This window comes from Variovorax sp. GW821-FHT10D07 (genome assembly GCF_059415325.1).
This window is the reverse complement of sequence record NZ_JBWKMZ010000009.1, coordinates 57360-84079: the sequence shown is the minus strand read 5'-3', so window position 1 is coordinate 84079 and position 26720 is coordinate 57360. Positions and strand designations below refer to the sequence as shown.

Annotated in this window: 24 protein-coding genes; 9 read left to right on the top strand and 15 right to left on the bottom strand. The window is 71.1% G+C overall.

The window, feature by feature from the left end; genetic code table 11:
- The 4 genes from minD to AC07PU_RS24535 form a co-directional block, all read right to left on the bottom strand.
- On the bottom strand, nt 1–816 hold the full coding sequence (gene minD / locus AC07PU_RS24550; RefSeq protein ID WP_209540278.1) for a septum site-determining protein MinD: 816 nt from the start codon (nt 814–816) through the stop codon (nt 1–3).
- Nucleotides 817–880: 64 nt separating this feature from the next.
- Nucleotides 881–1648: a septum site-determining protein MinC gene (gene minC / locus AC07PU_RS24545; protein ID WP_093343684.1), complete on the bottom strand. Its 768-nt coding sequence runs from the start codon at nt 1646–1648 to the stop codon at nt 881–883.
- 154 nt (nt 1649–1802) lie between these two features.
- Nucleotides 1803–3086: a solute carrier family 23 protein gene (locus AC07PU_RS24540; protein ID WP_093343685.1), complete on the bottom strand. Its 1284-nt coding sequence runs from the start codon at nt 3084–3086 to the stop codon at nt 1803–1805.
- Between the two features lie 49 nt (nt 3087–3135).
- On the bottom strand, nt 3136–3561 hold the full coding sequence (locus tag AC07PU_RS24535) for a hotdog fold thioesterase (protein WP_093343687.1): 426 nt from the start codon (nt 3559–3561) through the stop codon (nt 3136–3138).
- Between the two features lie 102 nt (nt 3562–3663).
- Between AC07PU_RS24535 and AC07PU_RS24530 the strand changes: the two genes are divergently transcribed.
- A complete protein-coding gene (locus AC07PU_RS24530; protein WP_495321242.1) occupies nt 3664–4983 on the top strand; it encodes an AsmA family protein in 1320 nt (439 codons plus the stop codon).
- On the opposite strand, the gene AC07PU_RS24525 is transcribed toward AC07PU_RS24530, so the two are convergent.
- The 3 genes from AC07PU_RS24525 to AC07PU_RS24515 form a co-directional block, all read right to left on the bottom strand.
- Nucleotides 4980–6368 (bottom strand): tripartite tricarboxylate transporter permease, encoded by a 1389-nt coding sequence (locus AC07PU_RS24525; protein WP_495321240.1) that lies wholly within the window; start codon nt 6366–6368, stop codon nt 4980–4982. The genes AC07PU_RS24530 and AC07PU_RS24525 overlap by 4 nt on opposite strands.
- A complete protein-coding gene (locus AC07PU_RS24520) occupies nt 6365–6820 on the bottom strand; it encodes a hypothetical protein (RefSeq protein ID WP_296788478.1) in 456 nt (151 codons plus the stop codon). Before AC07PU_RS24520 ends, AC07PU_RS24525 begins: the two co-directional genes overlap by 4 nt.
- A gap of 101 nt (nt 6821–6921) precedes the next feature.
- A complete protein-coding gene (locus tag AC07PU_RS24515) occupies nt 6922–8211 on the bottom strand; it encodes a hydroxymethylglutaryl-CoA reductase, degradative (RefSeq protein ID WP_495321237.1) in 1290 nt (429 codons plus the stop codon).
- Nucleotides 8212–8354: 143 nt separating this feature from the next.
- On the opposite strand from AC07PU_RS24515, the gene AC07PU_RS24510 reads away from it, so the two are divergent.
- Entirely contained in the window at nt 8355–9779 is a 1425-nt protein-coding gene (locus AC07PU_RS24510; protein WP_495321235.1) for an aminotransferase-like domain-containing protein, read from the top strand.
- Here the strand turns inward: AC07PU_RS24510 and AC07PU_RS24505 are convergent, their stop codons facing one another.
- Together AC07PU_RS24505 and AC07PU_RS24500 are read right to left on the bottom strand one after the other, a co-directional pair.
- Nucleotides 9780–11306 (bottom strand): class I adenylate-forming enzyme family protein, encoded by a 1527-nt coding sequence (locus AC07PU_RS24505; RefSeq protein WP_495321233.1) that lies wholly within the window; start codon nt 11304–11306, stop codon nt 9780–9782.
- A 36-nt stretch (nt 11307–11342) separates the two neighbouring features.
- A complete protein-coding gene (locus tag AC07PU_RS24500) occupies nt 11343–12134 on the bottom strand; it encodes a crotonase/enoyl-CoA hydratase family protein (protein ID WP_431510904.1) in 792 nt (263 codons plus the stop codon).
- A gap of 79 nt (nt 12135–12213) precedes the next feature.
- Here AC07PU_RS24500 and AC07PU_RS24495 point away from each other — a divergent pair, with 79 nt between their 5' ends.
- Nucleotides 12214–13026 carry a PaaX family transcriptional regulator gene (locus AC07PU_RS24495; protein WP_296788489.1) on the top strand — a complete coding sequence of 271 codons (813 nt, stop codon included), beginning with the start codon at nt 12214–12216 and terminating at the stop codon, nt 13024–13026.
- A 3-nt stretch (nt 13027–13029) separates the two neighbouring features.
- Here AC07PU_RS24495 and AC07PU_RS24490 read toward each other — a convergent pair whose 3' ends face one another.
- Genes AC07PU_RS24490 through AC07PU_RS24475 form a run of 4 tightly spaced genes read right to left on the bottom strand, consistent with a single transcriptional unit; the run spans nt 13030 to nt 17948 of the window.
- Entirely contained in the window at nt 13030–14838 is a 1809-nt protein-coding gene (locus AC07PU_RS24490; protein WP_495321230.1) for a feruloyl-CoA synthase, read from the bottom strand.
- Nucleotide 14839: 1 nt separating this feature from the next.
- Nucleotides 14840–15787 (bottom strand): 3-hydroxyacyl-CoA dehydrogenase NAD-binding domain-containing protein, encoded by a 948-nt coding sequence (locus AC07PU_RS24485; RefSeq protein ID WP_395349516.1) that lies wholly within the window; start codon nt 15785–15787, stop codon nt 14840–14842.
- Complete coding sequence (locus AC07PU_RS24480) at nt 15784–16989, bottom strand: ABC transporter substrate-binding protein (protein ID WP_495321228.1); 1206 nt, start codon at nt 16987–16989, stop codon at nt 15784–15786. The genes AC07PU_RS24485 and AC07PU_RS24480 overlap by 4 nt, the downstream gene beginning before the upstream one ends.
- Nucleotides 16990–17027: 38 nt before the next feature.
- Nucleotides 17028–17948: a beta-keto acid cleavage family enzyme gene (locus AC07PU_RS24475; RefSeq protein ID WP_395349513.1), complete on the bottom strand. Its 921-nt coding sequence runs from the start codon at nt 17946–17948 to the stop codon at nt 17028–17030.
- A gap of 156 nt (nt 17949–18104) precedes the next feature.
- Between AC07PU_RS24475 and AC07PU_RS24470 the strand changes: the two genes are divergently transcribed.
- Both AC07PU_RS24470 and AC07PU_RS24465 read left to right on the top strand, forming a co-directional pair.
- The gene (locus AC07PU_RS24470; RefSeq protein WP_495321225.1) at nt 18105–18485 is read left to right on the top strand and encodes a DUF1090 domain-containing protein; all 381 of its coding nucleotides are present in this window, start codon (nt 18105–18107) and stop codon (nt 18483–18485) included.
- Nucleotides 18486–18498: 13 nt separating this feature from the next.
- Nucleotides 18499–19209, top strand: coding sequence for a Crp/Fnr family transcriptional regulator (locus tag AC07PU_RS24465; RefSeq protein ID WP_057595323.1), 711 nt, complete (start codon nt 18499–18501; stop codon nt 19207–19209).
- Nucleotides 19210–19221: 12 nt separating this feature from the next.
- Here AC07PU_RS24465 and AC07PU_RS24460 read toward each other — a convergent pair whose 3' ends face one another.
- Nucleotides 19222–21024, bottom strand: coding sequence for an NAD(P)/FAD-dependent oxidoreductase (locus AC07PU_RS24460; RefSeq protein ID WP_208507516.1), 1803 nt, complete (start codon nt 21022–21024; stop codon nt 19222–19224).
- Between the two features lie 349 nt (nt 21025–21373).
- Between AC07PU_RS24460 and AC07PU_RS24455 the strand changes: the two genes are divergently transcribed.
- Entirely contained in the window at nt 21374–22741 is a 1368-nt protein-coding gene (locus AC07PU_RS24455; protein WP_495321222.1) for a hypothetical protein, read from the top strand.
- A gap of 49 nt (nt 22742–22790) precedes the next feature.
- On the opposite strand, the gene AC07PU_RS24450 is transcribed toward AC07PU_RS24455, so the two are convergent.
- Entirely contained in the window at nt 22791–23864 is a 1074-nt protein-coding gene (locus AC07PU_RS24450; RefSeq protein WP_296798051.1) for a GlxA family transcriptional regulator, read from the bottom strand.
- Nucleotides 23865–23967: 103 nt separating this feature from the next.
- Between AC07PU_RS24450 and AC07PU_RS24445 the strand changes: the two genes are divergently transcribed.
- The 3 genes from AC07PU_RS24445 to AC07PU_RS24435 are packed head-to-tail and all read left to right on the top strand — an operon-like array spanning nt 23968 to nt 26717.
- Nucleotides 23968–24948 (top strand): tripartite tricarboxylate transporter substrate binding protein, encoded by a 981-nt coding sequence (locus AC07PU_RS24445; RefSeq protein WP_495321219.1) that lies wholly within the window; start codon nt 23968–23970, stop codon nt 24946–24948.
- Nucleotides 24949–24970: 22 nt separating this feature from the next.
- Complete coding sequence (locus AC07PU_RS24440; protein ID WP_495321217.1) at nt 24971–25816, top strand: alpha/beta fold hydrolase; 846 nt, start codon at nt 24971–24973, stop codon at nt 25814–25816.
- Nucleotide 25817: 1 nt separating this feature from the next.
- A complete protein-coding gene (locus tag AC07PU_RS24435) occupies nt 25818–26717 on the top strand; it encodes an aminotransferase class IV (RefSeq protein ID WP_495321215.1) in 900 nt (299 codons plus the stop codon).
- Nucleotides 26718–26720 lie beyond the last annotated feature (3 nt).

Genomic DNA, 26720 nt, shown 5'->3' with positions numbered 1-26720 from the left:
TTATCTGCCTCCGAAAATCCGCTTGAAGAAGCCCGGCTTCTCGGCCTCGACGAAACGCATCGGCTTGTCCTCGCCGAGGAAGCGCGCCACCACGTCGCTGTAGGCCTGGGCCACGTCCGTGTCCTTGTCGTGGATCGCGGGCACGCCCTGGTTGGAAGCGTGCAGCACGCTTTCCGACTCGGGGATCACGCCGATCAGCGGAATGCGCAGGATGTCCTGGATGTCCTCCAGCGAGAGCATCTGGCCGCCCGCCACCCGGTTCGGGTTGTAGCGCGTGATCAGCAGGTGTTCCTTGACCGGATCGCCGCCGTCCTTGGCGCGCTTGGTCTTGCTGCTGAGCATGCCCAGGATCCGGTCCGAGTCGCGCACCGACGAGACCTCGGGATTGGTCACCACCAGCGCCTCGTCGGCGAAGTGCATGGCCATCATCGCGCCGGTCTCGATGCCCGCGGGCGAGTCGCAGACGATGTAGTCGAAGTCCATCGCCGCCAGGTCGGTCAGCACCTTCTCCACGCCTTCCTGCGTCAGCGCTTCCTTGTCGCGCGTCTGCGAGGCGGCGAGAACGAACAGGTTCTCGCACTGCTTGTCCTTGATCAGGGCCTGGCTCAGGTTGGCCTCGCCCTGGATCACGTTGATCAGGTCGTACACCACGCGGCGTTCGCAACCCATGATCAGGTCGAGGTTGCGCAGGCCCACGTCGAAGTCGATCACGGCCGTCTTCTTGCCCGCGAGCGCGAGGCCCGAGGAGAAGCTGGCGCTCGTGGTCGTCTTGCCGACGCCGCCCTTGCCCGAGGTCACCACCACTATCTTGGCCATGGCCATTCCTTCTTGTTTCGATTCGGTTGTTGCTGGATCGCTGCCGCGTCGTCCCGGCCTGCCGTCAGGCAATGGGCTCGATCACGATTTTCTTGCCATCGAGCCGGATCTGGGCCGCCTTCGCGAGCACCGAGTCGGGCAGCGGCACTTCCGAGGTCCGGTAGATGCCGGCCACCGCCACCAGCTGGGCTTCGAGGCAGGTCGAGAAGATCCGCGCCTCGGTGTTGCCGCGCGCGCCGGCGATCGCCTTGCCGCGCAGCGGCGCGTACACGTGCACGTTGCCGTCGGCGATGACCTCCGCGCCATGGCTCACCACGGCCGTCACGATCACGTCGCCGCCGCGGGCATAGACCTGCTGGCCCGAGCGCAGCGGCCGGTCGATCAGGAGCGTGCCGTTGGCCGGCACCGGCACCTCGCGCACGATCTGCGGCGCGGGCGACGGGGTGGCCGGCGGCGGCTCGGCCGGGCGCGGGGCCGGGGCGGCGGGCATGTCGGTCACCACCAGGCCGGCGGCGCGGGCCGCGGCGTGCTGGGCCTCGCTGCCGCCGCGCACCGCGATCGGCTGGGTCTGGTGGCGCGCCAGCAGGCCGCGCAGGGCCTCGAAATCGAGCGCGTCGCCCGCCCCGCCCTCGGCCGAGGCTTCCGGCAGTTGCGAGAGATCGATGACCACCGGTTCCTGTTCGAAGAAATCGGGGGAATCCGCCAGCTGGGCGTCGAGCGCCTCGGCCAGCACGCCCAGATCGGTCGTCTTGAGGATGACTGCGATCAGCGGCAGCGTGGCGCTCTTGAATTCGAATACCGCCCTGGTGCGCGCGGCGGAAACATCGGCCATTGGAAAACGTCTGGAAAACGTCGGTGCGAAAAGCCTGGGAGTCTAACGGGCGCGGGGCGCGCGGCGGTGCGGCGCCGCGGCCCGGGCCGCCCCGGAAGCACATTTATTGCACGAGGTTTCACTTTGGGGGCTTGCGCGGGCCCCCGGGAGTGCCTCAGTTCTTCGTGCGGCCCAGCAGTGCGTAAAGAATGATGGCCCCGAAGGTGGCGGTGCCGATGCCGCCCAGCGCGAAGTCGCCGAACTTCAGCGTGAAGTCGCCGGTGCCGATGATCAGCGTGATCGCCGCCACGATCAGGTTCTTGTTCTGCGAGAAGTCGACCTTGTTGTCGACCCAGATCTTGGCCCCGGCCACCGCGATCAGGCCGAACACCACGATGCTCACGCCGCCCATCACCGGCAGCGGGATGGCCTGGATCAGCGCGCCGAACTTGGGGCTGAAGCCCAGCACCAGCGCGATCACCGCCGCCACCACGAACACCGCGGTCGAGTAGATGCGGGTGGCGGCCATCACGCCGATGTTCTCGGCATAGGTGGTCACGCCGGTGCCGCCGGCCGCGCCGCTGACCACCGTGGCGATGCCGTCGCCGATGAAGGCGCGGCCCATGTAGCCGTCGAGGTTGCGCCCGGTCATGGCCGTCACCGCCTTCAGGTGGCCCAGGTTCTCGGCCACCAGGATGATCGCCACCGGCGCGATCAGCAGCATCGCGTTGGCCGTGAACACCGGCGCGGTGAAGGCCGGCAGGCCGAACCAGGCCGCGTTGGCGATGCCGCTGAGGTCCACCGGCTTGCCCAGGCCCATGCCGTTGGTCAGCACGGCATAGACGATGGTGGCCAGGATCAGCCCCACCAGGATCAGGAGCCGCTGCACCATGCCGCGCGTGAACACCGCCACCAGGCCGACGCAGAGGAAGGTCAGGGCCTGCATCCAGGCGTCGAAGTTGCCGGCCGCCATGTTCTTGATCGGCACGTTCGCGAGGTTGAGCCCGATCACCGCGACCACCGCGCCGGTCACCACCGGCGGCATGAAGCGCTCGATCCAGCCCGTGCCCACGGCCTGCACGATGGCGCCGATCACGATGTAGACCACGCCGCAGGCCACGATGCCGCCCAGCGCCACCGCGATGTTGGCGTTGGGCCCCTTGCCGGCGTAGCCGCTGGCCGCGATCACCACGCCGATGAAGGCGAAGCTCGAGCCCAGGTAGCTGGGCACCTTGCCGCCCGTGATCAGGAAGAAGATCAGCGTGCCGATGCCGCTCATCAGGATCGCGATGTTGGGGCTGAAGCCCATCAGGATCGGCGCCAGCACGGTGGCGCCGAACATGGCGATCACGTGCTGCACGCCCATGAAGCCGGTCTGTACCCAGGGCAGGCGTTCGTCGGGCGCGACCACGCGCCCCTCGGTGGCGGCGACTTCGCGCCAGGTGAATGGATTGCTCATGGCTTGTCTCCTCGTGTCGTGGTCCAGGCTTGTAGGGTGCCGGTCGTGCTCAGCCGCGGGGCTGGAGCACCGCCATTGTGATGCGCGAAACGCAGGTCAGCTCGCCCGCTTCGTTGGTCAGGTCGATCTGCCAGACCTGGGTGCTGCGCCCGCGGTGCACCGGGCGGGCGGTGCCGATCACCCAGCCGCTCGAGGCCGAGCGGATGTGGTTGGCGTTGATGTCCAGGCCCACGGCGCGCTCGCCGTCGGGCGCCGAGTAGTGGGCGCCGCACGAGCCCAGCGTCTCGGCCAGCACCACCGACACGCCGCCGTGCAGGATGCCGTAGGGCTGGCGCGTGCGGTTGTCGACCGGGCAGCGCGCTCGGATGAAGTCGTCGCCGACCTCGAGGAATTCGATGCCCAGGTGTTCCACGGTGGTGCCGACGTGGCTTTGGGTCAGGGCCTCGACCGAGATGTCTTTCTTCCAAATGCGCATGGCGTGCTCGTCTTTCGTCTTGGTGTGCTTCGAAAAGGGTGGCGGAAACTATAGCGACGGCGGCTGACACTGGCAGTCGCCTAGGCGTGCTAGCTTGCATGGATGAAACCCCTCTCCCGGCGCGTCCGGTTCTGGCTCGCCGGCTCGGCCCTGGTGCTGCTGGCGGGCGCCCTCGCCCTGTGGGGGGCGGCGCGCTGGCTGCTGCCCAGCGACGCCGAGGTGTCGCAGCGCATCGCCGAGGGCTTCGAGAAGCACTACGGCATCGGCCTCAGGATCGGCGGCGCCCACTGGTCGCTGCTGCCCATGCCGGTGCTGGTGCTGACCGACGTCGCCACCGACCAGCCACGCCCGGTCACGCTGCACCGCATCGCGCTGCGGCTGCAGCTCGCGCCGCTGTGGAAGCGCGTGGTCGCGGCCGACTCGCTCGAGGTCGAGGGCGCGGTGCTGCCGGGCGAATCGATCCGCGCCTTCCGCGGCCGCGCGCCCGAGACCGTCGAGAAAGGGCAGATCGCCCTGCCCGCGCCCTGGACCCTGGCCGAGACGCCGCTCGAGCGGCTGCGCTGGCGCGACGTGCGCTGGATCGACCGGCGCGACATCGAGCTGGCCTACGACGGCCAGATCGACTTCGACCCCGGCTGGCGCCCGCGCCATGCGCTGGCCGAGCGCACGGCGGCCTCGCCGCCGGCGCGGCTGCGGCTGGACCGCGAGGGCCGCAACGACCGCTGGCAGACCCGCATCGACGTGGCGGGCGGCAGCTGGAACGGCGTCAGCCGCTTCGAGACGCTGGACAACGGCCGCCTGCGCGTGTCGGCCGAGCTCGCGCCGCGCGACGTCGACATCGAGGCGCTGGTCCAGACCTTCGGCCGTCGCACCTTCGTCGCCGGCAAGCTGCACGGCCAGACCACGCTGACGGCCGAGGCCGACAAGGCCGGCGCCCTGATGCGCGGCCTGCGCACGCGCACCGTGTTCTCGGTCAGCCCGGCCACCCTGACCAAGCTCGACCTCGCCAAGGCCGTGAGCACCGCCGGCATCAGCCGCGGCGGGCGCACCGCGCTCGACGAGCTCAGCGGCACGCTCGACACCGAGGCCACGCCCGACGGCACCGTGCTGCGCTACACCAACCTCAAGGCGCGTTCGGGCGTGCTCACCGCCAGCGGCAACGTGCGGCTGTTCAACCGGCGCATCCAGGGCGATGCCGCGGTCGACCTGATCGACGGCGTGGTCGGCGTGCCGCTGAAGATCGGCGGCACCCTGAGCGATCCCGAGCTCTCGCTGACCGGCGGCGCGCTCGCGGGCGCGGCCGTCGGCAGCGCGGTGCTGCCGGGCGTGGGCACGGCGATCGGCGCGCGCGTGGGGCAGCAGGTGGAGCGGCTGTTCGGACTCGACGAGCCGCCCGGCTCGAAGAAGAAGGCCAAGCCCTAGCCGATCGCCTTGAGCACCGCGGGCACCGTCAGCACCGCCGTGTAGTAGCCCATGAACTGCACCCCGGTGTTGAAGCCGATGGCGCGCGACAGCAGCCCGCCGAGCAGGCCCATGGTGAGGATCACGAACAGCCCCAGCAGCTGCCCTTCCCAGACGCTGATCACCACGATCAGGCCGACGAAGGTGGCGATGATCGCCTCGTGGCTGACCTTGCGCGAGACGAACAGCGCCGCGCGGCGCGCGAAGTTCATGGTGAAGGGATAGGCCACCAGCGCCGCGAGGATCACCGCCAGCATGCCGTAGCCCAGGAATTCCCAGTGGCTCAGCAGGTTGTGCAGGTTGTGGGTCTGGCCGGTGGCGGCGTCGATGGTGAACACCGGCGGCGCATTGAACAGCGGCGCCGCCGGGCCCGCGGCCACCGGGCTCAGCGGCAGGCCGATCGCGATCAGCGGGATCAGCGCCTCGGCCACGTAGGTGGCCTCGGTCACGCCGTTGCGCGCGGCCAGCGTGGTGGTGAGCCGGTGGTAGGCATGCTTGATGCGCGAGCCGACCAGCTCGCCGAGCACCACCGTCATCGCGACCGGGCTGAACACGAAGGTGGCGCTCGAGATGGTGGCGGTGGCCAGCGTCCATTTCACCTGGCCGCGGTCGAGCACCTTGAAGGGGTTCGGGAAGTAGCCGGTCCAGCCCTTCACGTCGGGCGCCAGCGAGAAGGTGCGCACCTTCTCGCGCGCCATGCGCGCCCTGGCCGTCGGCGACAGCACCGAGAACAGGTCGGCCACCAGCGGCCCGATCGCGATGCCCAGGAAGTAGCTGATGCTGAGCTTCACGCCGTACTTGGCGGTCAGCGACTGCAGCGCCACGATCACGATCACGAACGGCACCAGCGTCGCCACCGAGGCCCAGCGACCGCTCGAGAACCAGGCGATGGCGACGGCCGCCACCACGAAGATCCACGGCGCCGCCTTGGTGATGGCCGCGCCGTAGGGCGCGAGCAGCACCGCGAACAGCACGGCCAGCGGGACCGCGACGAAGGCCGCGATGATCGCGCCCGACACCATCTTGCGCAGCGCGATGTGCGGCACGCCGAGGTTGCGCAGCATGTTGGCGTCCTGCAGCAGCGGCGTGGCCATGGTGTCGCCCGGAATGCCCAGCAGCGCGGTCGGCACCGCGTGCGTCATGTGCTTGGCCACCGCGGCCGCGAGGAAGAAGGTGAACACGCCCTCGGGCGGCACCCCCAGCAGCACCACCAGCAGGGTCAGCGGCGCGAGCGTGGTGGTCTCGTCGGTGCCCGACACGAGGCCGATGGCGGCGAACACCACGGCGCCCACGAGGCCCATGCCGGTGGCGACGAGGATCTGGTTCAGCAGTGCGGCGTCGATCACGAGGCGGCTCCTTCGGCGGCGGCGCGGGTGCGCGGGCGGTGGTTGGCGAACAGGTCGTGCAGGCCCAGCTCCTGGAGCTCGCGCAGCGCGGCGGGCGGCAGGTCGCTCATCGCGCCCAGGTCGCCGTGCTCGCCGGCCAGTTCGGCCAGCACCTCCTCGCGCCAGCGCGGATCGGCCGCGCCGCCTTCCACCACCTCGCGCTTGGGCGCGAACAGCAGCGCGCAGATCAGGCCCGCGATCACGCAGCCCGCGAGGCCCGCCAGCATCGCGTAGGCACGCGCCAGCTCGGGCGAACGCACGGCGCCCGCGAGCAGGCGGTTGGCCAGCAGGAAGCCGGCCAGGCTCACGGCGATGCCGATCGCGATCGCGCCCGCGAGATGGCGCAGGTCCGCCGTGTCGCCCCAGATTTCCACCAGGCGCCATCGCGCCTGCGTCGTGCCGTTCGGGTTCATTGCTTGTCTCCGTTCTTGCTGGTGTGACGGCACGCGCCCCGCGTGCCGCCGCGGTATCGGCCGCGGTCCGTGGTGCGGGCCCTTCCCGCGATTGCTGAGCTTCAGTGCCTGGCGCGCAGGGCTTCGAGCAGTGCCACCGCGCGGTCGGTGCGCACGTCGTGCTCGGTGGCCATCTGTTTGGCGACGGCATCGATCTCGTCGCCCGTGGCACCGGCCACCAGCGCGATGTTTCGCGCATGCAGCGCCATGTGGCCGCGCTGGATGCCTTCGGTGGCGAGCGCGCGCAGCGCGCCGAGGTTCTGCGCCAGGCCCACGGCCACCGCCACCTCGCCGAGCTCCTGCGCCGACTGCACGCCGAGGATCTTGAGCGCCAGCCGCGCGAGCGGATGGGTCTTGGTGGCGCCGCCGACCAGCCCCACAGGCATCGGCATCTCGATGGTGCCGACCAGCGCGCCGCTCCGGTCCTTCTCCCAGGTGGTGAGCGAGCCGTAGCGGCCATGGCGGCAGGCATAGGCATGCGCGCCGGCCTCGACCGCGCGCCAGTCGTTGCCGGTGGCGACGATCACCGGGTCGATGCCGTTCATGATCCCCTTGTTGTGCGTGGCCGCGCGGTAGGGGTCGACGGCCGCGAAGGTGTAGGCGTCGAGCACGCCCTCGACGATCTCCTCGCCGCTGCGCTCGGCGGTCTTGAGCACCGCGGGCGTGAGCCGCACGCGGGCGCGCGCCAGCCGCAGGTCGGCCAGGTTCGAGAGGATGCGCAGCCGCACCGTGCCGCCCGTGAGCTGCTCGACCAGCGGCGACACCGCCTCGGCCATGGTGTTGACCGTGTTCGCGCCCATCGCGTCGCGCACGTCGACCACCAGGTGCAGCACCACCATCGCGCCGCGCGGCGTGTCCTCGAACACGTGCACCTCGATGTCGCGGCAGCCGCCGCCCAGGCCGATCAGCACCTTGTCGCGGCTGTTCGCCACCTCGAGGATGCGATCGCGCGCGCGCAGCAGCGCCAGCCGCGCGCCGTGCGGATCGCCCAGGCCCAGCAGCTGGACCTGCGCGCGCATCAGCGGCCCGCTGCTCGAGGCCTCGAAGCCGCCGCCCTCGCGCGCCAGCTTGGCCATGAAGGAGGCGGCGGCCACCACCGAAGGCTCCTCCACCGCCATCGGCACCAGGTACTCGCGGCCGTTGACCGTGAAGTTGCCGGCCACGCCCAGCGGCAGCTCGAAGGTGCCGATCACGTTCTCGACCATGCCGTTGGCGCGCTCGATGCCGAGCGCGCCGGGCGTGGCGAGCAGCGCCTTCTCCTCGGGCGTGAGCGCAGCGGCCTGCGCGATGTGATCGAGGCGCTGCGCGGGTGTCAGGGCTCGGAAATTGGGGAGGCGGGCGTCGGCGACCATCGTTCGTGCTTCGGTTCGTGCAAGGGGTGGATTCGGAAGCGTGCGAATCTAGGCCCGCTGTACCAGCCTCGGCAGGCACAGTTTCGCGGGACAGTCGGGACAGTGCGGCGCGTCCAGTGCCCGCCGTGTCACAGTCGCTGGTCATGAGCGTTCTCTCCAGCCGCGGCCCGCGCGCCGCCCCCATCGCCGATTCGCTCGCCGAGGCCCTCGCGCGCCAGATCGCCAGCGGCGCCTACAAGGCCGGCGACAAGCTGCCCTCGCTGCGCGAGCTCGCGCAACTGCACGGCTATGCCAAGAACACCGTGGTGGCGGCCTTCGAGAACCTGGTCTCGCGCGGCCTGGTCGAGCCGCGCCGGGGCTCGGGCTACTTCGTGCGCGCGCAGCCGAAGCCCGCGGGCGCCAGGCCGCCCGAGGACGATGCCGGCAGCCTGGGCCGCGCGATGGACATCGTGTGGCTGATGCGCGAGCAGCTCAAGACCGAGCCCGACGCGGTGGCCGTGGGCGACGGCTTCCCGCCGGTCGAATGGCTGGCCGACGTGCGGCTGGACAAGTACCACCCGAAGGTGGTGCGCACGGGGCTCGGCGCGCTGTTCCGCTACGGCAGCCGCTTCGGCTACGGCCCGCTGCGCGAGCACCTGGTGCGCAAGCTCGCCGACTTCGGCATCGGCGCCGAGCCGCGGCAGATCGTGCTCACGCACGGCGCCAACGAGGCCATGGACATCGTGATCCGCTACTTCGTGCCGCCCGGCGGCAAGGTGCTGGTCGACGATCCCGGCTACTACCCGCTGTTCGGCAAGCTCAAGCTCGCGGGCGCGCAGATGCTCGCGGTGCCGCGGCTGGCCGACGGGCCCGACCTCGAGGTGCTCGAGCAGTTGCTGGTGGCCGAGCGGCCGCGCCTGTTCTTCACGCAATCGTTGGCCCACAACCCGACCGGCTCCGACATCTCGCCGGCCAAGGCCTTCCGCGTGCTGCAGCTGGCGCAGAAGCACGACCTGCTGATCGTCGAGAACGACCCGCTGGCCGACTTCAAGCCCACCGCGCTGCCGCGGCTGGCGGCGCTCGACCAGCTCGAGCGCACGATCTACATTGGCAGCTTCTCCAAGTCCTTCTCGGCCGCGCTGCGCGTGGGCTTCGTCGCCTGCGGCGCCGACCTCGCGAGCGATCTCGCCGACCTCAAGGCGCTGATCCACGTGAGCAGCTCCGAGTACGCCGAGCGCACGGTCGACGTGATCCTCAGTGAGGGCCACTACCAGCGCCACCTGAACCGGCTGCAGAACCGCCTGGGCGAGGCCACGCGCGAGGCGCTGCGCTTCTTCGATGCGGTGGGCGCCGAGGTGTTCGCGCGCAGTCCGCAGTCGCTCTATGTCTGGGCCGCGCTGCCGGGCGTGGCCGACTCGCTGGCCTTCGCCAGGGAGCTGCTGCCGCGGCGCATCGTGATGGCGCCGGGCCGCATCTTCAGCGTCGACTCGACGCAGGTCTCGCGCTGGTCGCGCTTCAACGTCGGCGCCATGGCCGACCCGCGCTTCGCGAAGGCGATGCGCGCCACGCTCAAGCGCGTGGGCGGCTGATCAGCCCCGGTGGCGCTCGCGCAGCGCGCGCCGGTCGAGCTTGCCGACCGCGGTCTTCGGAATCTCCTCGGCGAAGATCACGCGCTGCGGCTTCTTGTACGAGGCGAGCCGCCCGGCCACGTGCGCGATCAGCGCTGCCTCGTCGACGGCCTGGTCCGCGCGCAGCACCACCACCGCCGTGACCACCTCCACCCACTTCTCGTGCGGCAGGCCGATCACCGCGCACTCGCGCACCGCGGGGTGCGTCATCAGCGCATCCTCGACCTCGCGCGGATAGACGTTGTAGCCGCCGCTGATGATCATGTCGGAGGTGCGGTCCTTCAGGTGCAGGAAGCCGCGCGCGTCGAACACGCCGACGTCGCGCGTGCGCACCCAGCCGCCCGCGACGAAGGTCTCGGCATTGAGCGCGGGTGCATCGTGGTAGCCCGCCACGGCCGAGGGCGCGCGCACCGCGATCTCGCCCGGCGTGCCGGCGGGCACCTCGTTGCCGGCCTCGTCGACCAGGCGCATCTCGACCTCGAGCGCGGGCTGGCCGCAGGCGCCCAGCAGTTCGTCGACATGGTCCTCGGGCCGCAGCACCGCGAGGCACAGCGGCACCTCGGTCTGGCCGTAGTACTGCCAGAAGCGGTGCCGGCCCCAGGCCGCCATCGCGCGCTGGATCACGCTGCGCGGCATCGGCGAGGCGCCGTAGATCACGTAGCGCAGCGCGCTCACGTCGGTGGCCGCCAGCTCCGGGTGCTCGAACAGCATCTGCAGCATGGTCGGCACCAGGTTGATCGCCGTGATGCGCTCGGCCTGCAGCGTGCGCAGGAACTGGCCCGGCTCGAAGCCCGGCAGGATCACGGTGCGGCCGCCGCGCAGCCAGAACGGCAGCACGAACACGCCGCTGGCATGGATCAGCGAGGCCGCGTGCAGCATCGCGTCCTCGGGCGTGGCGTTCAGCAGGTTCAGCAGCACGTTGCGGCAGATCGCCGCGTACGAGGCCTGCGTGTGCTGCGCGGCCTTCAGCGTGCCGGTGGTGCCCGAGGTGAAGAGCGTGAGCACCACGTCGTCGGGCGAAGGCTCGAAGTCGGGCGCCGTGGCGGGCAGCGTCGCCGCCCGCGCGAGCAGGTCGGGCGCGCCCTCGAGCGCCGCGCCGAGGCCCAGGCAGGCCAGGCCCGGCGCCGCCTCGCGCAGCGCCGCCGCGCGCTCGGCCAGGTCGGGGCCGAACACCAGGTGGGTGCAGCCGGTGTCGGCCAGCATGCGCGCATGCTCGGCCAGCGAGAGCCGCGCATTGAGCGGCACGCGGTTGATGCCGGCCTTCACGCAGGCGAAGTCCAGCGGCACGCTGTGCAGGCCGTTGTTGAGCAGCAGCGCCACGCGCGTGCGCGGTTCCGCGCCGGCCGCGTGCAGCGCCTGCGCGAGCCGGCTGCTGAGCTGGTCGACCTCGGTGAAGCTCAGGCTGCGCTCGCCGAACACGATGGCGGTGCGCGGGCCGTGCTGCAGCGCGCCGCGGCGGATCAGTTCGAGATAGGTGGGTTGGTGCAAGTCCGTGTCTCCCGTGTGTTCTTCGATGGGGGGCGCTCAGCGCCCGAATTCGCCGTGCCGGCCCGCGCCGCCCGCGAAGCGCGCGGCGCCCGCCTCGCCCTCGGCCGCGACGATCGGCACGCCACGCGCGCCCTCGCGGCGCAGCGCCTCGGCCAGCGGCAGGTCCCATTGCTCGAAGGCCGAGCGGCGGTCGGCCAGCATGCATTGCTGCGGGAAGGCGGCGATCTGGCGCGCCAGCTCCTGTGCCGCGGCCAGCGCGCCACCGGGCGGCACGACGCGGTTCGCGAGGCCCATGGCCAGCGCCTCGGCCGCGCCCACGGGGCGGCCGGTCAGGATCATGTCGAGCGCGCGGCCCATGCCCACCAGCCGCGGCAGCCGCACCGTGCCGCCGTCGATCAGCGGCACGCCCCAGCGGCGGCAGAACACGCCGAACACCGCATCCTCGTCGGCCACGCGCAGGTCGGCCAGCAGGGCCAGCTCGAGCCCACCCGCCACTGCATAGCCGTTGATCGCGGCGATCAGCGGCTTGGACAGCGCCATGCGCGTCGGCCCCATCGGTCCGCTGCCGCCGCCCTCGGGGTCGAGCTCGTTGCGCCGCGCAGGGTCGCCGACGGCCGTGAGGTCGGCGCCGGCGCAGAAGTGGCCGCCCGCGCCGGTCAGCACCGCCACGCGCAGGGCGTCGTCGGCCTCGAAGCGCTCGAAGGCCGCGCGCAACTCGGCGGCCACCGCGCCGTCGACCGCGTTGCGCTGCGCAGGCCGGTCGATGGTGACGGTCAGGATGGCGCCATCGGATTCGGCGCGTACACAAGGGGTTTGTTCGGATGCCATGGAGGGGCTCCTTCGGACACAAAATTACGGAATGGATCGGTCCCGGTCATCGTAGGAAACATTTCATCATTTCGCAAACATGGACAAGATATGTAATGTCTCCGTCAGCCTGCCGAGCGCGCCCGACCTGATCCTCGACCTGCTGGTGGCCGACGGCGGCACGCTGAGTTCGCAGGCGCTGTGCCGCGCGGGCGCGCTGCTGGGCATCGGCGAGACCACGATGCGCGTGGGCCTCACGCGGCTCGCGGCCGAGGGCAAGATCGCGCGCGGCGAGCGCGGCAACTACCGGCTCGAGCGCGAGGGCCCGGCGCTGTCGCGCGCGGTCGACGGCTGGCTGCACAAGCAGGCGCAGGCCGTCGGCTGGCGCGGCGACTGGCTGGCCGTGCACGACGCCGGCGTGGCGCGCGCCGACAAGACCGCCTGGCGTCGCCACGGCCTCGCGCTCTCGCTGCGCGGCTTCGCGCCGCTGCGGCCCGGTCTGCAGATCCGGCCCGACAACCTCGCGGGCGGCCTCGAGGCCGAGCGCCGCAAGCTCAAGGAACTGGGGCTCTCGCCGGGCGCGCCGGTGTTCCGGCTCGCCGACCTCGACGAGGCGGCGCAGGCGAGCGCGCGCCGGCTGTGGGACGTGCGCGCGCTGGCCGCGCAATGCCGTCGCCTGCAGGCCGGCCTCGAGCGCAGCGAACAGCGGCTGCGCACGCGGCCGCTCGAGACGGCCGTGCGCGAATCGCTGCTGCTGGGCCGCGCGGTCATCGCGCACCTGATCCGCGATCCGCTGCTGCCGGCCGAACTGATGCCGCCCGAGCCGCGCGCCGAGCTGCTCGCGGTCACGCGCCGCTACCAGGACACGGCGCGGCTGCTGTGGCGGCAGTGGCTGGCGCTGCCGACGGCCTGAGGCTCAGCCCAGCCGCACCACCAGCGCATCTTCCGGCGCGCGCGCATGCAGCCGCTGCACCTCGGCCGCGCGCCGCACCAGCACCGCGCGCTGGTTGATGTAGCCCTTGTCGGTGATCTCGCCCGCATCGAGGCTCGGCGGCTCGCTCAGCACCAGCGCGCAGGCCGGGCACTGCGAGGAGCCCGCGCCCTCCGCGCGCAAGGCGCGCAGCACGCCCGCGATGCGCTCGGCCAGCGCCTCGGGCGCGAGCGCCGCGCCCTGCGGGCTCGCGAACACCAGCATGCCGATCTCGTCGCGGTCGTGGCCCGTGAGCACCACGTCCTGCGCATGCGGCGCCAGCAGCGACACCAGCTTCACGCGCAGCGTGCCGACCGAGACCCAGGTGCCGGTCGAGAGCTTGAAGTCCTCGGCCACGCGGCCGTTGAAGATCACGCCGCGCACCGGATCGGCCGGGTCGGCCAGGAAGCCCGCGTCGCCGAGCCGGTAGTAGCCCTCTTCGTCGAAGGCCTGCGCGGTCTCGCGCGGCGCGCCGCGGTAGCCGGGGAACACCGACACGCCCTTCACGCGCATCTCGAGCTTCTCGCCGTTGGGCACGAACTTCAGTTCCAGCCCCGGCAGCGGCGCGCCGATGCAGCCCGCGCCGTCGAGCTTCCAGTGCGCCGAGGTGATCGCGGGCGAGGTCTCGGTGGCGCCCCAGGAGGTGGTGAGCCACAGCGGCCGGTCGGGCCGCACGCGCCGCGCCACCGCCTCGAGCCGCTGCCAGGTCGAGGGCGCGAGCGCCGCGGCCGCGTAGAAGGCCAGGCGCAGGCGCGAGAACACCTCGGTGGCGAGCGCGTCGTCGGCCTCGAGGAAGGGCAGCAGCATGTCGTAGCCGCGCGGCACGTTGAACAGCAGCGTGGGTTTGACCTCGCGCAGGTTGCGCACCGTCTTCTCGATCAGGCCCGGCGCGGGCCGGCCCTCGTCGATGTAGAGCGCGCCGCCGTTCGCCAGCACCATGTTCAGGTCGTGGTTGGCGCCGAAGGTGTGGCTCCAGGGCAGCCAGTCGACCAGCACCGGCTTCTCGTGCGCGAGGAAGCGCCAGGTCTGGGCCATCATCTGCTGGTTGGCGCACAGCATGCGGTGGGTGTTGATCACCACCTTGGGCTTGCCGGTCGAGCCCGAGGTCAGCAGGTACTTGGCATGGGTGTCGGGCAGCACCGCCTCGAAGGCCTGCATCACGGCGGGCGTCTCGGCGGTGGCGAGCAGCCGCGCGAAGTCCAGCGCGCCGGGGTGCGCGTCGGCATGGCGGCTGAACACCGTGACCGCCTCCACGACGCTGCCCGCGAGCGCGGCGCCGTAGGCCTTCGCATCCGAGGCATAGACCAGCCCCGGCCGCAGCGCGCGCAGCATCTCGTGCAGCCGCGAGGGGTCCTTGGCCATGCGCGAATAGGCACTCGACAGCGAGCAGGCCGCGCGGCCGATGTGCATCGTGGCCAGCATCAGCACCGCGTGGTCGATCGCGTTGTCCGACAGGATCACGACCGGCGCGTCGGCCGGCAGGTCGAGGTCGAGCAGGCCCTGCGCCACCGCGCCGACGGCCTGGCGCAGCGCGCGGTAGTCGAGCCGGCGCCAGTCCGCGCCGCCGTCGTCGCGCTCGGCGAAGGCCAGCGCCTCGGGCGTCTCGCGCGCCCAGCGCTCGATCCATTCGCCGATGCAGCGCGCATAGGGCTTCAGCGCCTGCGGCGAGCGCAGCGCGAAGGAGCCGTCGTCGAAGTCGATGCGCACCGTGCGCGGCGGGGCGATCAGGCTGTCGTCCTGGAGGAAGTCGGTCATGTCAATCGAGTGTGCCGGTGTCGGCCTTGGCGCGAATCAGGTTCAACAGCAGGGTGTCGCGCGCGGCTTCGAGCTCGGCCGTGCGTCGCGCGCCCAGTTCCTGCGCCACGCCTTCGCTCACCTGCGCCTGGAGCGCCGGCGTCATCGAGGGCGCGCCCAGGTCCTTCCACCAGTCCTCGATCGGCCCGCCCAGGTGCGCGAGCACGTGCGCGATGCCGCCCGCGCCGCCCGACAGGTGCAGGTTCATGAACGGTCCCATCACGGCCCAGCGCAGGCCGGGGCCGTGCGCGATCGCGGTGTCGATGTCGGCCACCGAGGCCACGCCCTGCTCGACCAGGTGGAAGGCCTCGCGCCACAGCGCGGCCTGCAGCCGGTTCGCGATGTGGCCCTTGACCTCGCGCTTCACGTGGATCGGCCGCTTGCCGATGGCCGCGTAGAAGGCCATGGTGCGCTCGATGGTGTCGGCCGACGTGCGCTCGCCGCCGATCACTTCCACCAGCGGGATCAGGTGCGGCGGGTTGAACGGATGGCCCAGCACCACGCGTTGCGGGTGCGCGCAGCCCGACTGCACGCCGCTGATCGCGAGGCCCGAGGAGCTCGAGGCCAGGATCGCGTCGGGCGGCGCGGCCGCGTCCATGCGGCGGAACAGCTCGATCTTGAAGTCCATGCGCTCGGGGCCGTTCTCCTGCACGAAGTCGGCCACCGAGACCGCGTCCTCCAGGCTGTCGTGGAAGCGCAGCCGGTCGACCGAGGCGCCCGCGGCCAGCCCGAAGCGCTCGAGCGTGGGCCAGTGCTGCGCCACCGCCTGGCGCAGCCGCTCCTCGGCGCCCGGCGAGGGATCGGTCGCGTTGACGTCGAGGCCCTGCGCGAGGAAGTAGGCGGTCCAGCTCGCGCCGATCACGCCGGTGCCGACCACCGCGACGCGCTGCACGCCGTGCGCCGCGCTCATGATTTCCACCGCGCGCAGCGGCTCTCGGCCTTGGTGGTCCAGGCGGCCTCGCCGCGGATCGCTTCCACCACCTTGTAGTAGTCCCAGGGCTCCTTCGATTCCTCGGGCGACTTCACCTGCATCAGGTGCATGTCGTGCACCATCAGGCCGTCGTCGCGCAGCCAGCCGCCCTTGACGAACATGTCGTCGAACTTCGTCCTGCGCAGCTGCGCCATCACCTTGTCGGCATCGTCGCTGCCCGCGGCCTTCACGGCCTGCAGGTACTGCAGCGCGGCCGAGTAGTCGCCCGCATGGAAGGAGGAGGGCATGCGCTTGTGCTTGTCGAAGAAGCGGCGCGCCCAGGTGCGCGCCTCGGGGCTCTGGTTCCAGTACCAGCTGTCGGTCAGGTACATGCCCTGCGAGGCCTGGAGGCCCAGCGCATGCACGTCGTTGATGGTGATGATCATGCCGGCCAGCTTCATGTTCTTGGCGATGCCGAACTCGGCCGCCGACTTGATCGCGTTGACCGTGTCGCCGCCCGCGTTGGCCAGTGCCAGCACCTGCGCCTTCGAGCTCTGCGCCTGCAGCATGAAGGACGAGAAGTCGCTCGCGCCCAGCGGATGCTTGACCGAGCCCGCCACCGTGCCGCCGTTCGCCAGCACCGTCTTGGTCGCGTCGTTCTGCAGCGCGGCGCCGAAGGCATAGTCGGCCGCCACGAAGTACCAGCTCTTGCCGCCGGCCTTGACCACCGCGCTCGCGGTGCCGCGCGCCATCGCCACCGTGTCGTAGGCGTAGTGCACCGTGTAGGGCGAGCAGTACTCGTTGGTGAGGCTCGACGCGCCCGAGCCCACCACGAAGTAGGGCTTCTTCTTGTCCGCCGCCACGCCGGCCATGGCGATGGCCGCGCCCGAGTTGACGCCGCCGATCAGCATGTCGACCTTCTGCACGTCGAACCACTCGCGCGCCTTGGCGGCGGCGATGTCTGGCTTGTTCTGGTGGTCGGCCGTGACCAGCTCGATCTTCTTGCCGCCGATGGCGCCGCCCATGTCGGCGATCGCCATGCGGATGGCCTCGGCGCCGGCCGGGCCGTCGTAGTCGCGGTACAGGCCCGACATGTCGCTGATGAAGCCGATGCGGATCACGTCGTCGGACACCTGGGCCGATGCGCTCGCGGCCAGGGCGGTGCCGAGCGCGAGGGCCAGGGCGGTGCGGGAAAGGTTCATTCGATCTGTCTCCGTTCGTTGTTGTGGCGGGGGCCGGTTCAGCCGAGCGCGAACTCGGGCCGCGGCGTGCCCACGCGCGGCAGGCCCATGAGCTGGCGCGCCTCGGCGGGCGTCGCTACTTCCATGTCGAGCTCGCGGATCACGCGCACGATGCGCTCGGTGAGCTGCACGTTGGTGGCCAGCTCGCCCTGGCGGAAGTAGAGGTTGTCCTCCAGGCCGACGCGCGCATGGCCGCCCAGCAGCAGCGCCGCCACGTTGGCCTCGAGCTGCGAGGTGCCGATGCCGCTGACGCCGAAGATGCTGCCCTTGGGCAGCGTGTCGACCATCATCTGCAGGAAGCGCGGCGAGTAGGGCATCGCATTTTGGAAATTGCGGTGCACGTTCATCACCAGGTTGATGAAGTAGGGCTCGTCGTCGTGGCCCTCGCCGATCAGCGTGGTCGCGTCCTGCAGGATGTGCGTGGGGCTGAACACCTCCCACTCGGGCTTGATGCCGCGCGCCTTCATGCCGGCGGCGAGTTCGCGCCCGCGCGTGATCGGCGTGTCCATCAGGATCTGCCTGCCCTCGAAACTGAGGTTCAGCGTGGTGGCGTCGAGCGTGCACATCTCGGCCCCCGCGTCCATGCCCTTGATGCGTTCCTCCCACGCGATCTCCCAGCGGTCGCCGGCCAGCGGCTTGACCATGTCGCCGTGCACGCCGCCGCCGGTGGAGTTGTTGAGCACGATGTCGCAGCCGCCCGCGCGGATGCGGCTGTTGATCTCGCGGTAGACCTCGGCGTCGCAGGTCGCGCCGTCGTCGGGGCGGCGCGCATGGATCGCCGCCACGCTGGCGCCGGCATTCCAGCAGCGCAGCACGTCGGCCGCGATCTCGGCGGGCTGGGTGGGGAGGTGGGGGTTCTGGGACTTGTGCGCCATGCCGCCGGTGGGGGCGATGGTCACGATCACTTTGCGCTTCGACATGGCGGGGTTCCTGGAGTCCTTCGTGGAGCGCGCCATTATTTTTGGCGCGGGCAGCGCACTCAGTCATCGCGACGACATTCGGGGGCAGGGTTTACGCGGCGTGCAGAGGCTACAGTCGCCCCTGTCGTTCGCATTCACCCACAACAAGGAGCGCTCATGAAACTGTCATCGCTAATCCTCGCGGCCGCCGCGGTCCTCGCATCGGGCCACGCTTTCGCGCAGCGCGGTCCCGAGGCGGGCTGCGCCGCCAAGCGCGAGGCCATCTCGCGCGACATCGAAGCCGCCAAGGCCGAGGGCCAGGACCACCGCGTGCGCGGCCTCGAACGCGCGCTGGCCGAGGTGCGGCGCAACTGCAGCGATGCCAGGCTGGCCGCGCGCCACCAGGAGCGCATCCGTGGCGAGGAGCGCAAGGTCGCGCAGCGCGAACGCGAGCTGGCCGAGGCACGCCGCAAGGGCGATCGCGACAAGATCGCGCGCCGCGAGGACAAGCTGCGCGAGGCGCAGGCCGAGCTGCAGCGCGTCAAGGACCTGCCCTGAGCCTCGAGAGAAGATGCCCGCTGCCCGGCCTGTTCCTCCCCCCGCCTCGCTGACCCTGGCTCAACTGCTGCAGGGCTCGGCCTGGTTTCCGCAGCTCGGCGTGGCCGCCGGCGAGCGCGTGCTCGAGGAGATGCGCGAGGTCGAGGTGGCGACCGGCGCCGCGCTGTGCCGCTGCGGCGACACCCCGCTGCACTGGTACGGCACCATCGACGGCCTGCTCAAGTGGTGCGTGAGCTCGCCCGACGGGCGCTCGGTCACCCTGGGCGGCCTGTCGACCGGCAGCTGGTTCGGCGAAGGCACGCTGCTGCGCGGCGTGCCGCGCACTGCGGACATCATCGCGCTGCGCCCCAGCCGGGTCGCGCTGATGCCGTTGGAGACCTTCGAATGGCTGCGCGCCACGCACCGCAGCTTCGACGACTTCCTGCTGCGCCAGATCAACGAGCGCATGCACTGGTTCCTCGGCAACTTCGCCGCCCACCACCTGCTGGACACCGACAGCCAGGTCGCGCGCGCGCTCGTCGGCCTGTTCCACGAGTGGCTGCATCCGGGCAGCGATCCGCACCTGGAGGTGTCCCAGGAGGAGATCGCCAACCTCTCGGGCCTGTCGCGCCAGCGCTGCAACGCGGCGTTGCGGCGGCTGGCATCGGCCGGCCTGCTGCGCATCGAGTACGGCGGCATCACCGTGACCGATCTCGACGGGCTGCGCCGCCGTATCGACGGCTGAGCGCCGCGCGCCTTAGCGCCGGTGGTGCGAGGGCGCGAGCTCGTACACCGGCGTGTCGAGCCCTTCGGCGCGCGCCTTGAGCTGCAGCGCGAGGAACTGCGAGTAGTGGCGCGACTGGTGCAGGTTGCCGCCGTGGATCCAGAGGTTGGGCACCTGCGTCGGCTTCCACATGTTGCGCAGCTCGCCTTCCCATGGGCCGGGATCCTTCGGCGTGTCGGAGCCCAGGCCCCAGCACTTGCCGACCCGGTCGGCGACCTCGGGCGAGATCAGGTCGGCCAGCCAGCCGTTCATCGAGCCGTAGCCGGTGGCATAGACCAGCAGGTCGGCCGGCAGCTCGCTGCCGTCGGTCAGCGTCACCGAGCGTTCGTTCACGCGTTCGATGTTCACGCCGCTCCTGAGCTTCACGCTGCCGTTGGCCACCAGCTCCGAGGCGCCCACGTCGATGTAGTAGCCCGAACCGCGCCGCAGGTACTTCATGAACAGGCCCGAGCCGTCGGCGCCGAAGTCGAGCAGGAAGCCCGCCTTCTCCAGCCGCGCATAGAGGTCGGCATCGCGCTTCTTCATCTCGTCGTAGACCGGGATGTGGAAGGTGTGCATCACCTGGTAGGGCACCGAGGCGAAGATCAGGTCGGCCTTGTGGTGGTCGATGCCGCTCTTCACCGCCTGCTCGGAATACAGGCCGCCGAGCGCCAGTTCCATCAGCGAGTCGGAGGGCGCGATGTGGGTCGACGAGCGCTGGATCATGGTCACGTCGGCGCCGTGCTCCCACAGCGCCGCGCAGATGTCGTGCGCCGAGTTGTTCGAACCCAGCACCACGCACTTCTTGCCCGCGTAGGCCTCGGGCCCGGGGTGCTTGCTCGAATGGTGCTGGTCGCCCTGGAAGTTCTCCGCGCCCGCGAGCACGGGCACGTTCGGATAGCCCGACACGCCGAGCGCGAACACCAGCTGCTTCGGCCGCAGCACCACCTCCTTGCCCTCGCGCTCCACGCGCACTTCCCAGCGCTGCGTGGCCTCGTCGAAGCGCGCCTTCTTCGCCGTGGTCGAGCTCCAGTAGTTGAGCTCCATCACCTTGGTGTACATCTCGAGCCAGTCGCCGACCTTGTCCTTGGGCGCGAACACCGGCCAGTCGTCGGGGAAGGGCATGTAGGGCAGGTGGTCGTACCAGACCGGGTCGTGCAGGCACAGCGACTTGTAGCGGTTGCGCCAGGAGTCGCCCGCGCGCGCGTTGCGCTCGATGATGATGGTCGGCACCCCGAGCCGGCGCAGCCGCGCGCCGAGCGCGATCCCGCCCTGGCCGCCGCCCACGATCACCACCTCGGGCTGCTCGGTGTAGCCCAGCGTGCGCGCTTCCTCCTCGCGCTTCTCGAGCCAGCTCTGGCGGCCCTTGTGCACGCCGTGCTCCGCGCCCTTGATGCGGTTCGCGCCGGTCTTCTCCTCGAAGCCCTTGAGCTCGGTCATGGTGGTCAGCAGCGTCCAGGCCTTGCCGCCGCGCAGCCGCAGGTGGCCGCGGCCGCGCGCGACCCGGGTCTCGAACGTGAACCAGGCCTCGGTCACGCCGTCGGCCTCGCTGGCCTCGCCCTCGAGCGCGAAGTTCGAGGGCTGCGTGTCGGCCAGCCGCGCCGCGAGCATCGCGCGGATCGCGCCCGCGCCTTCCTGCGTGCGGATGTTCCAGGTGAAGGCCACGAGGTCGCGCCAGAAGCCCTCGGCCTCGAACAGCGCGACCGTGGCCTCGACGTCGTTGCGCGCGAGCGCGGCGCCGAAGTCGGCCAGCCAGGTGGCGGCAGCCCGCGTGGGGGCGGCGGTGGATGCGGTCATCGAATGTCTCCGTGTATGAATGGATGAGAACGAACGCTGCGCCGCGGACGGCGCAGGCTGCGTTGCGCAGCTTTCGTGCCGTGGGGCGGCACACGGTGGATCAAGGACTTGCCGGAGGTTTTGTCGCGGGTGGGGTGCGTTGTCGCGCTCCCGGTGCGACGGCGATGAGACAGCGAGACGGCCCGCTCGCTTTCGCGACCTTCAATCACCCATTGGGAGGAGCGTTGCAGGGCGACGACGACCGCGTTTCATGATGATGCAAAAGTATTCCACCGCGTATAGATTTGGCCGCCGTCTGCCGACGAGGTCGGCGGGGCATCGGGTCAATCCAACAGAAAGAGATGAAGAGATGAGGAGAAGCACAACGAAGTCCCTGTGCGCCACGGCGCTGGTGGCGGTCATCGCGGGATGCGGTGGCGGGGGAGGTGGCGGTGGTGGGCTGCCGTTCGGCGCGCTGCCGCAGACGCCTGCCGAGTCGGAAGCCAAGCTGTCCGTCGAGGTCGAAGGCAGCGCCGCGAGCCCCGACAGCGCGGGCAAGTACCAGGTGGCACCGGGCCAGCTCGTGACGGTCAAGTCCAGCGATGGCAGCGAGATCACCTGGACCGGCGACAGCCGCAGCGGCGTGGCCCAGCGCGTCGAGGTCGATACCTCCGGCTCGCAGTGGCTGTCGCGCTTCAAGAACCCCAACGCGACGGGCAGCGCCGAGTTCAAGCTGACGGCCAGCGCATCGGGCAACCGGCGCAAGGAACTGAGCTTCTCGGTCGGCAACGGCGACTACCGCAACGGGCGCTACACCGTGTACGCGGCCAACGGCTCGCGCCAGGTGCTCGCCATCGATTTCGACAAGGCCAGCTACACCCTGACCGATGCGGCGGGCGATGCGAGTTCGGGCACCCTGACCGCGGGCGCATCGCGCGACGGCGACTGGAAGGTGCAGAGCAGCCGCAGCAAGAGCGGCATCCTCGCGCTGCGCGGCCTCGGCGACAACATCGTCGGCGCGCTGCCGTTCGCGGTGGGCTACACCTCGCCGACGGCCTATGCGCCGTTCCCCTTCATCGCATCGCGCGCATTGCTCCTCCAGCAGGGCAAGCTCGACGGCACCTACGATCGCGGCCGCATCGACTTCTCGCCCGCGGGCGGGCAATCGGCCATCGCGCAGATCCAGATCTCGGGTGGCGGCAAGGTGATGAAGCAGTGCCTCAACCTCGTCATCTACAAGATCGAACAGTGCCCGAGCGCCGACGTGTCCGTCAGCAACATCGAGCCCGATCCGCAGCAGCCCGGGCTGTGGACGATGAAGAGCACCGTCGACGGCACCCTGTTCGGTCGCTTCGCGCTCGCCGACTTCGGCGGCGAGAAGGTCTACCTGAGCGCGGGTCCGTCGCCCACGACCAACAGCCAGGTGCTGGCGGTGGGCGTGCCGGCCGCATCGGGCTACGCGGACTTCAGCAGCAAGGGCTGGTCGACGGGCGGCACGGCCGATGTCGTGGTGGCCGCCGGCTCGACGTACTCGCTGACCGGCACGGACGGCGCGGCGACCGCGCAGGCCGATCTCGCGCTGGCGGTCCAGCCATCGTTCGGACCGACGGGCATGCGCACGGCGACGAAGGGCAGTTCGGTCTACTTCGCGATGCGCTCGAAGCAGCTCGAGCTGCTGATCGGCGCGCGCACCCCGTCGCTGAACGCCGGCTTCCTGCACCTGGGCCTGGTCGACTGATCGCATTCGCCCCGCGACAAGCCCGCGCCCGCCAGGGTGCGGGCTTTTTTCATGGGCGGGCCGCCGGCTTTCCCTTGCCCGGCGCCAGCACGTCGTCGAAAGCCTGCAACTGCCACACCGCGCGCGGCGTGCGCACCGTGTAGCGCTCGCGGTACTCCGACGGGCTCATGCCGGCGATGCGCTTGAAGGTGCGGCGGAAGGTCGAGACGTCCGCGTAGCCCGAGGCGTCGGCGATCTCGTGCATCGAGCGCCAGGTGGCCTCGAGCCACATGCGCGCGCGCTTCACGCGCAGCTCGTGCAGGAACTGGATCGGCGAGCGCTCGATGTGGCGCGCGAACAGCCGCACCAGCGTGCGTTCGCTGACCGCCGCGGCCGAGGCCATCTCGGCCACCGTCAGCGGCCGGCCCGCGTTGGCCTCGATGAAGGCGATGGCGCGGTGCAGCGGCGCATCGCGCGAGGTGCCCACCACCTGCTCGGGGATGTCGAGCACCAGGTGCTGGCGTTCGGGGTTGGCGAGGAACTTGTCGCGGCAGGCCGCGGCGAGGTCCGACAGGCCCACGCCGTCGAGCAGCTTGAGCACCATCGCGTGCATCAGGTCGGGCGTGGCCGCCAGCACCATGTGCGGGCCGAGCGTCAACGGGGTCTCGCTGTGGATCGGCGTGTCGGGGAAGTCGTGCGCGAAGCCCGACTGGTAGAGCCACGACAGCGGCACCGGCTGGTGCGCGAGCAGCCCCGCGCGCCCGGCCAGCCACAGGCCGGTGCCGCAGGCGCCGATCCAGTCGCCGGCCGCATGACGGCTCGCGAGCTGCGCGCAGAGCGCGGCGTTCTGCGCCACCAGCCGGCGCAGGCCCGGAATGGTCACCATCATCAGCGGCGGCACCACCGCGAGCGCGGTGGCGGGCGCGCGGCGCGAGCGCTTCGCCTCCTCGTCCGACTGGAACGCGAGGCGCCGCATCGCATGCGGTCCGCCGTCGGGCCCGAGCAGCCGCCAGGCCACCGGCGCGTCGATGCGCCGCCCCGCGCGCGCACGCGCCAGCGAGTTCGCCTCGCGCAGGATGTCGATGGCACCGAAGACGCTGCCGGGCAGGCCGCCATGCGGCAGGTAGAGGTCGAAGCGGATCATGAGCTTGGCGGATTGTGTACCCCGAGTGGCTGAAAAGGTCCTGTGCCGCATGGGACCGCGTTTGTAGCATCCGCTCCCACGTCAACCACAGCCGGAGTTCGAGATGAGCCTCACATGGATCGCGCGCCGCCTGGCCATCGGCCTCGCGGTGCTTCCCCTGGTCGCGGGTGCGCAGGCCTGGCCCGCCAGGCCGGTGAACTGGGTCGTGCCCTATCCCGCGGGCGGCCCGGCCGACGTGATCGCCCGCGCCATTGCGCCGCGCATGGCCCGCGAGCTGGGCCAGCCGGTGCTGGTGGAGAACCTCGGCGGCGTGGGCGGCGCGCTGGCCGCGCAGAAGGTGCTGAACGCGCCGGCCGACGGCTACACGGTGCTGCAGGGCTCGCCCAACGAAGTCATCCTCGCGCCGCTCGCACGCGCCGCGGTGAAGCTCAAGCTCGAGGACTTCGTGCTGGTCTCGCCGGCCACCAACAACCCGCTGGTGCTGCTGACACGCAAGGCGCTCGCGGCCGACGACCTCGAGGCCTTCGCGGCGCTCGCGCGCTCTTCCACCGCGCAGCCGCTGACCTACGGCAGCGTGGGCGTGGGCTCGATGTTCCATCTCGCGGCCGAGGACCTGGCCGTGCGCATGGATGCGAAGGTCATGCACGTGCCCTACAGCGGCGGCGCGCCGCTGATCCAGGACCTGGGCGGCGCCAACCTCGACTTCGCGCTGATGCCCTTCACCACCGGCTACCTGGGACTGGCCGAGACCGGCCGGCTCAAGATCCTCGCCGTCGCCTCGAAGCAGCGCCTCGCGCAGATGAAGAACGTGCCGACCTTCGCGGAAAGCCGCGTCGCCGCCGACTACGAGGCCGGCGCCTGGGCCGGGCCGATGGTGCGCAAGGGCACGCCCGAGGCCGTGGTCGAGCGCCTGCACAAGGCGCTGCAGGCGAGCCTGGCCGACCCGCAGGTGCGCACGACCCTCGAGGCCTCGGGCTCGCAGGTGTCCGAGCGCATGAGCCTGGCCGAGGCCGCGCGCTTCCTGGCCGCCGAGGCCGAGCGCTACCGCACGCTCGCGCGCCGCATCGGCGTGCGGCCCGAATGAGCGCCGCGCGAGGAGCATCGGCATGAGCTTCGTGCATTCCGGCGGCGTCGACATCTACTACGAGCGCACGGGCCAGGGGCCGGCGCTGCTGTTCTGCCACGGCGCGGGATCGAATGCCGCGACCTGGTGGCAGCAGATTCCCGCGTTCTCGCAGCGCTTCACCTGCATCGCCTTCGACGCGCGCTGCTTCGGCCGTTCGGTCGCGCCGCTCGAGGCCTTCGGGCACGAGGCGCTCGTGGCCGATGCGCTCGCAGTGCTCGATGCCGAGGGCATCGACAGCGCCGCGCTGGTGTGCCAGTCGCTCGGCGGCATGACCGGCGCGCGGCTCGCGCTGCGGCATCCCGAGCGGGTGTGGGCCTTCGCCTGCTGCGACTCGCCGCTGGCGATCGACCATCCGCGGATGCTGGCCAACGTCGCGGCCTTTCTCGGCGAGGTGGCGGCGACCGAGCTCGAGGACCGCGCGCTGAGCCAGGCCTTCGTGCGCGAGCGGCCCGCGATGGCCTGGCTGTACCGGCAGATCAACCAGTTCAATCCCGCGGTGCACGGCGCCGCGGCCGGCCGCGGCGGCCCGGGATGGGGCGAGCGTCTCGCAGCGCTGTTCGCGCCGGAGCAGCTGCTCGCGCTCGACGACCTGCAACGCCTGCGCTGCCCGACGCTGTTCGTGGTCGGTGCTGAGGACCGCGTGGTCACGCCCGCGGTGGTGCGCGACATCGCGCGCCAGGTCGAGGGCAGCCGCGTGGCCGAGATCGCTGCCGCGGGGCACTCGCCGTACTTCGAACAGGCGCAGAACTTCAATGCCGCGGTGCTGGCCTTTCTCGTCGATGCCTGGGCCGGGGCGCGCCAGGGTTTTCCAACTGCAGGAGCTTGAGATGCGATTCGAGAACGCTTCCTTCCTCGGGCGTCGCGCGATGCTTGCCATGGGCCTGTCGGCCGTCGGCGGCGTCAGCGCGGCCGATGTGCCCGCACCCGCACCGGCCGTGGGCCGCATCGACGGCGAGCCGCCCTCGGTCGGCGACCTGCGCGCGATGGCGCTCGCCAACTACGGTCACTTCAGCACCATGCGCATCCGCCGGCGCAGCGTGCAGGGGCTGGACTTCCAGCTGGCCCGGCTGGACCGCAGCACGCGGCTCTTGTTCGGCAGCGAACTCGAGGGCGAGCGGGTGCGCCGGCTGGTGCGCGAGGCCGTGCCCGACGACGACCGGACCTGGCTGGTGCGCATCAACGTCTTCCCGCGCGTGGCAGGCTTCGCCGATCTCACCAAGCCGATGCCCGCCGGCGTGTTCGTCACCCAGTCGCCGCTCGCGGCCGAGGCGCCGCCGCCACGCGCCGTGCGCTCGGTGCAGCACGAGCGCGTGCTGCCCGAGGTCAAGCACGTCGGCACCTTCGGCCTGTTCCACCACCGCAAGCTCGCGCAGGCGGCGGGTTTCGACGACGCGCTGTTCCTCGACGCGCGGCGCAGCATCTCGGAGGGAAGCACGTGGAACGTCGGCTTCTACGACGGGCGCCGGGTGGTGCTGCCGACCGCGCCCGCGCTGCCCGGCGGTGCGATCCACCTGCTGCGGCTGGGCATGCGCTCGCACGGCATTCCCTTCGTCGAGCGCGACATCCGCATCGACGAGATCAAGGATTTCGAGCTGGCTTTCTGGACCAACGTGCCCGACACGGTGCGGCCGCTGCGGCGCATCGACGCGACCGAGTTCTCGGTGTCGCATCCGCTGCACGAGCGACTGAAGGCCTGCTACGAATCGAACGAATGGACCGCGCTGTAGCGG

Bases quoted from the DNA above. Each gene is read 5' to 3' on its own strand.
- AC07PU_RS24510 (WP_495321235.1), top strand. From the start codon at position 8,355: ATGAGCGTTCTCTCCAGCCGCGGCCCGCGCGCCGCCCCCATCGCCGAT.
- minD (WP_209540278.1), bottom strand. From the start codon at position 816: ATGGCCAAGATAGTGGTGGTGACCTCGGGCAAGGGCGGCGTCGGCAAG.
- AC07PU_RS24465 (WP_057595323.1), top strand. From the start codon at position 18,499: ATGCCCGCTGCCCGGCCTGTTCCTCCCCCCGCCTCGCTGACCCTGGCT.
- AC07PU_RS24540 (WP_093343685.1), bottom strand. From the start codon at position 3,086: ATGAGCAATCCATTCACCTGGCGCGAAGTCGCCGCCACCGAGGGGCGC.
- AC07PU_RS24530 (WP_495321242.1), top strand. From the start codon at position 3,664: ATGAAACCCCTCTCCCGGCGCGTCCGGTTCTGGCTCGCCGGCTCGGCC.
- AC07PU_RS24470 (WP_495321225.1), top strand. From the start codon at position 18,105: ATGAAACTGTCATCGCTAATCCTCGCGGCCGCCGCGGTCCTCGCATCG.
- AC07PU_RS24460 (WP_208507516.1), bottom strand. From the start codon at position 21,024: ATGACCGCATCCACCGCCGCCCCCACGCGGGCTGCCGCCACCTGGCTG.
- AC07PU_RS24500 (WP_431510904.1), bottom strand. From the start codon at position 12,134: ATGGCATCCGAACAAACCCCTTGTGTACGCGCCGAATCCGATGGCGCC.
- AC07PU_RS24480 (WP_495321228.1), bottom strand. From the start codon at position 16,989: ATGAACCTTTCCCGCACCGCCCTGGCCCTCGCGCTCGGCACCGCCCTG.
- AC07PU_RS24450 (WP_296798051.1), bottom strand. From the start codon at position 23,864: ATGATCCGCTTCGACCTCTACCTGCCGCATGGCGGCCTGCCCGGCAGC.
- AC07PU_RS24520 (WP_296788478.1), bottom strand. From the start codon at position 6,820: ATGAACCCGAACGGCACGACGCAGGCGCGATGGCGCCTGGTGGAAATC.
- AC07PU_RS24515 (WP_495321237.1), bottom strand. From the start codon at position 8,211: ATGGTCGCCGACGCCCGCCTCCCCAATTTCCGAGCCCTGACACCCGCG.
- AC07PU_RS24475 (WP_395349513.1), bottom strand. From the start codon at position 17,948: ATGTCGAAGCGCAAAGTGATCGTGACCATCGCCCCCACCGGCGGCATG.
- AC07PU_RS24535 (WP_093343687.1), bottom strand. From the start codon at position 3,561: ATGCGCATTTGGAAGAAAGACATCTCGGTCGAGGCCCTGACCCAAAGC.
- minC (WP_093343684.1), bottom strand. From the start codon at position 1,648: ATGGCCGATGTTTCCGCCGCGCGCACCAGGGCGGTATTCGAATTCAAG.
- AC07PU_RS24435 (WP_495321215.1), top strand. From the start codon at position 25,818: ATGCGATTCGAGAACGCTTCCTTCCTCGGGCGTCGCGCGATGCTTGCC.
- AC07PU_RS24490 (WP_495321230.1), bottom strand. From the start codon at position 14,838: ATGACCGACTTCCTCCAGGACGACAGCCTGATCGCCCCGCCGCGCACG.
- AC07PU_RS24440 (WP_495321217.1), top strand. From the start codon at position 24,971: ATGAGCTTCGTGCATTCCGGCGGCGTCGACATCTACTACGAGCGCACG.
- AC07PU_RS24495 (WP_296788489.1), top strand. From the start codon at position 12,214: ATGGACAAGATATGTAATGTCTCCGTCAGCCTGCCGAGCGCGCCCGAC.
- AC07PU_RS24455 (WP_495321222.1), top strand. From the start codon at position 21,374: ATGAGGAGAAGCACAACGAAGTCCCTGTGCGCCACGGCGCTGGTGGCG.
- AC07PU_RS24485 (WP_395349516.1), bottom strand. From the start codon at position 15,787: ATGAGCGCGGCGCACGGCGTGCAGCGCGTCGCGGTGGTCGGCACCGGC.
- AC07PU_RS24445 (WP_495321219.1), top strand. From the start codon at position 23,968: ATGAGCCTCACATGGATCGCGCGCCGCCTGGCCATCGGCCTCGCGGTG.